Source organism: Mesorhizobium sp. M4B.F.Ca.ET.089.01.1.1, from assembly GCF_004022605.1.
GTDB lineage: Bacteria > Pseudomonadota > Alphaproteobacteria > Rhizobiales > Rhizobiaceae > Mesorhizobium > Mesorhizobium abyssinicae.
On sequence record NZ_RZOS01000914.1, the window covers coordinates 1 to 1,041 of the forward strand.

A 1,041-nucleotide genomic window follows, 5' to 3' on the forward strand; every position below is an offset into this window, starting at 1 on the left:
GACCAAGGGGCGTGCCGACATCGGCGCCGTGGTCACCTTCTCCGGCCTTTGCCGCGACGAGCAGGGGGCGCTTTCGGCGCTCGAGCTCGAGCACTATCCCGGCATGGCCGAGGCCGAGATCGGCCGCATCGCCGCCGAGGCGATCGAACGTTGGCCGTTGCAGGGGCTGACCGTCATCCATCGTCACGGCAGGATCGCGCCCGGCGAGAACATTGTGCTGGTGGTGGCTGCCTCAGCCCACCGCCATGCGGCATTCGAGGCGGCGAATTTCCTCATGGATTACCTCAAGTCGCGCGCTCCCTTCTGGAAGAAGGAGCATCATGCCGACGGCTCCGAGGGCGGCTGGGTCGAGGCCAAGGAGGCCGACGACGAGGCGGCCAGCCGCTGGACGACCAAGCCGGCCGATTAAATCCGCCCCGTGGCCATGCATTGACCGCAATCCTGAAGGATTCTTCCCCTTGCTGGCGCAACCTAGGGGAGCTGGGTCATGCTGGACAGGATCGCGGAATTCTTCATCTTCGGCCTGGTGCCCTTGGTCGTCGGCGTGCTTGCAGTGCCGGAACTTTCCGATGCCGCCGAGAAGACACTGCAGGGCGAGGCGACGTACCGCGAGCGCATCGCGCTGCCGCCCAATGCCGTGCTCTCCGTCCAGCTTGCGGACGTGTCGCTGGCCGATGCGCCGGCAGCCATCATCGGCGAGCGCAAGGTTGCGCCCGCCGGTCAGGTGCCGATCAGGTTCGAGATCGGCTTCGACCCGCAGGTGATCCGGCCGAACATGACCTATGCGCTGCAGGCGCGCATCACCGTCGACGACAAGCTGCTCTTCACCACCGACACGCGCCACCGGGTCGATCCGCTGAGCGACAGGCCGCAAAGCATCATGCTGAAGATGGTGGCGTCGAGCGATGCGCCGGCCGACGCGCTGCTCGGCCAGAGCTGGCTGATCGAATATATCGACGGCATCGGCGTGATTTCGCAGCCGCAGGCGACGTTCCGCGTCGGCGAGGCCGGCAAGGCCGGCGGCAAGGGTCCTTGCAACGC

General features: G+C 66.7%; 2 protein-coding genes. Both read left to right on the top strand.

Going from position 1 to position 1,041, the window contains the following annotated elements:
• A partial coding sequence (locus EN780_RS34985) for a molybdenum cofactor biosynthesis protein MoaE (RefSeq protein ID WP_133372897.1) occupies positions 1–409 on the top strand: 409 nt, incomplete at its 5' end.
• Between the two features lie 78 nt (positions 410–487).
• On the top strand, positions 488–1,041 hold a 554-nt coding region (locus EN780_RS34990), incomplete at its 3' end, for a YbaY family lipoprotein (RefSeq protein WP_128276523.1).